The sequence below is a fragment of the Natronomonas sp. genome (assembly GCF_046710025.1).
Taxonomy (GTDB): Archaea; Halobacteriota; Halobacteria; order Halobacteriales; family Haloarculaceae; genus Natronomonas.
The window spans coordinates 1-3,290 of record NZ_JBKEGK010000265.1 but is presented as its reverse complement, the minus strand read 5'-3'; the positions used below and the strand labels follow the sequence as shown (position 1 = coordinate 3,290).

The window sequence follows — 3,290 nt, the reverse complement described above, 5'->3', positions numbered from 1 at the left end:
GGGTGCGTGAGGTTGTACACGTCTCCCGGACCGAAAAAGTACGTCCGGGCGATATCGTGGCCCGCCAGCGCCCGATCCCGGAACGCAAGCACGTCCGGCATCGACCGAATGCTGTGCGTCAACGGATGGCCAACGGCCTCCGGATACGGCGGCTGGGGACGCTCTTTTGTGGACTGCTCGTCCATCGAAGCCATCTACTGCGTTCGTAGTCGCCGTTTCACAATAGTACTGGCGGGACGCCGCACCGGTGTCGGTGTTCGCTGCGTATCCGGGCAACGGGTCGTCTCAGAGCCGATCGGTGTCGATATCCCGGCCGGGCGGTGAGACGACGAGAAACCCTCGAAAGTGCATCAATTCGCCGCCGTAATCGCGAACCTCGCGGGCGAATCCGGCAGCGAGGTCATTCAGGTCTCCCTCGACGTTCAACACCACCACGTCGTCGCGTTTGACGTGATCGACCCACTTCTCCGGGTCGGTCGATCCATCGAGTACCCCGAGCACGACGCGGCCGCCCGCATCCGGTTCGTCCAATTCGCCCTCGGCGGTCTGTAAGTCGAGTTCGAAATCGCCCATACCGACCCCACCGGGCGGAATCGAAAAAGCCTGCCGGCCTACTATCCGCCTGTCCCGCCGTCGGGCGCGGACATGGCTGCGGTCCTGATCGTAGCTTTCGGCCCGCCCGATGCGGGTCGTTTTTGATTGTCCGTCCCGAACAATTCGCAGTGACCGACGAGCAATCCGACGCGGCGGGGCAGCCCGTGGATGCCGATGGCGAAGGGGCCAGCGATGCCGACAGCGAGGCGCCCGTCGATGTCGACGGTAAAGCGGTGGTTGACGCCGACAGCGGGATAGCCGTCGACGCCGGGCGCTTCTATGACGAACTCGACGCGCGAGGGCGACCGGTCGTAACGACCGCCGAGGTCGCGGCGGCCCTCGACCGCCCCGTTGAGGCGACGGGTGAAGCGCTCTCGCGGCTCGCAACTGACGGACACGTCGGACGACTCGACGTGACGGCGACCGAGACGGCCTGGCACGCGCCCGGACGGGCAGATGCCGACGAGCGCATCACTGTCTTCGAGAAGCGGCGGGACGTGATCGTTGACCAGCCCGCACAGTACACGCGGGCGCTGTTGACGCAGTTTGCTCACCTTGCCGACACGAACCGCGAAGGAGGATACATATACACGGTCCGCGAAGAGGACATCTGGAACGCCCCCTACGAGACCCTCCCCGAGTTGCTCTCGACGGTCCGGTCGGCGCTCGGCAGTCGATACGAGGCCCTAGAGGGGTGGATCGAAGGGCAGTGGGAGCGCGCCCACAAGTTCCGACTCTCGACGCACGACGACGGCTACGTCGTCTTGGAGGCGAAGAGCGCGGACCTGTTGGGCAACGTCGCCGATCCCCGACTCGACGACGACGTTCTGCGGGCCCGGATCGGCGACGAGTCGGCATGGGTCGCCGAGGATCGGACCGCCGAACTCAAGCGGACGCTGTACGAGGCTGGCTACCCGGTTCAAGACGACCGGGATCTCGAAACCGGGGACGATCTGCCGTTCGACCTCGAGCTCGGTCTTCGGCCCTACCAGGCCGACTGGATCGCCCGCTTTGCCGACTCGGGATCGGGCGTACTCGTCGGGCCACCGGGGTCGGGCAAGACGATCGCCGCGCTTGGCGTGATGGCCGACGTTGAGGGCGAGACGCTCGTGTTGGTCCCATCGAGAGAACTCGCGGGCCAGTGGCACGACGAGATACTGGAGCACACGACGTTGTCGCCCGATCAAGTCGGCGAGTACCACGGTGGGGCAAAGAAGATCCGACCGGTGACGATCGCCACCTACCGGACTGCGGGCATGGATCGCCACCGAACCCTGTTCGACTCCCGAAAGTGGGGGTTGATCGTCTTCGACGAAGTTCACCACATTCCTTCGCCGATCCACCGCCGGAGTGCCTCCCTCCAGACCAAACACCGGCTCGGGTTGACCGCGACGCCGGTGCGAGAGACCGAGGATCAAGAGGAGATCTACACACTCGTCGGCCCGCCGATCGGCACCGACTGGGAGGCGCTGTTCGAGGCCGGCTACGTCGCCGAACCGGAGGTCGAGATCCGGTTTCTCCCGTGGGCGTCGCCCTCGCACCGCGAGGAATACGCCGCCAGCGACGGCCACGGCCGCCGCCAAGCCGCGGCGACGAACCCCGCGAAGATCCGGGAAATCTCGGCGATCCTCCACCAGAACCGCGGTTCGAAAGCCATCGTTTTCGTCGAGTACATCGACCAAGGCGACGCGATCGCCGAGGCACTCAGCGCCCCGTTTATAAGCGGCGAGACGCCGCACGCCCGCCGGAGTCGGCTGTTCGACCGATTTAGGCGCGGCGCGGTGGACACGATCGTCGTTTCACGGGTCGGCGATGAGGGGATTGACCTCCCCGACGCGGAGGTCGCGATCGCGGCCTCGGGGCTCGGCGGGTCGCGCCGGCAGGGCGCCCAGCGGGCAGGCCGGACGATGCGCCCCGTGGGAAAGGCTCGAATGTACGTCCTTGCAACGCGGGGCACCGAAGAGGAAGACTTCGCGAGGAACCGGACGAAGCACCTCGCGGCGCGGGGTGTCCGGGTCCGCGAGACCGAACCGGTCGCCGTCGGTGACCCAAATGACGCGTCGGCGGCTCCCGGTGCCGGGGGCGGTTCAGAAAGCGATGTAAAAAAATAACGCGAAATGAGCCCCCGTCCGGAGGTCCGAACGCGACGCCCGGCAGGGGTGATTTAAGACACTGCCGAGCGAGAGATAGGACGTGACGCGCGGACCAGGCGAGGACGGGCCGAATACAGAACCGGACAGCGATAGCATTGCTCGGAAGATGGAGGAACGCCACGACCGACTGGCTCGCCACCCGACCCCCGGTCCACACAACTCGCTTCGGTCGTGGCCCGAGGCGAAACATCCGTTGCGGGTCGTTCTCAACTACGTGGCGATCGTCCTCGCTCGCCACGCGCCGAGTCTTAGAGTGAAAAACTGGCTACTTCGCTCGATCGGCGTCGCCGTCGGGTCGGGCGTCTCGTGGGGGCTCGAATCGACGCCGGACGTGTTCTGGCCCGAACTCGTCGCTGTCGAGGACGACGCGATCGTCGGCTACGACGCGACGCTTCTGTGCCACGAATTTCTTCAGGATGAGTACCGAACCGGCGAGATCCGAATCGGCGAGCGGGCGATGATCGGGGCCGGGGTCGTCGTGCTTCCCGGCGTCGAGATTGGCCCGGACGCACAGGTCGCCGCGAACTCTCTCGTCGCCGAGGA

At 66.0% G+C, this 3,290-nt stretch carries 4 protein-coding genes; 2 read left to right on the top strand and 2 right to left on the bottom strand.

The genetic code is table 11. The features are described from left to right. On the bottom strand, window positions 1-194 hold a 194-nt coding region (locus ACI944_RS13475), incomplete at its 3' end, for a hypothetical protein (RefSeq protein ID WP_411719544.1). A 91-nt stretch (window positions 195-285) separates the two neighbouring features. Continuing rightward, complete coding sequence (locus ACI944_RS13470; protein ID WP_411719543.1) at window positions 286-573, bottom strand: DUF5779 family protein; 288 nt, start codon at window positions 571-573, stop codon at window positions 286-288. A 149-nt stretch (window positions 574-722) separates the two neighbouring features. Between ACI944_RS13470 and ACI944_RS13465 the strand changes: the two genes are divergently transcribed. Beyond that, window positions 723-2,705: a DEAD/DEAH box helicase gene (locus tag ACI944_RS13465; RefSeq protein WP_411719542.1), complete on the top strand. Its 1,983-nt coding sequence runs from the start codon at window positions 723-725 to the stop codon at window positions 2,703-2,705. A 148-nt stretch (window positions 2,706-2,853) separates the two neighbouring features. Beyond that, the coding region (locus ACI944_RS13460) for an acyltransferase (protein ID WP_411719545.1) at window positions 2,854-3,290 on the top strand (437 nt) is incomplete at its 3' end.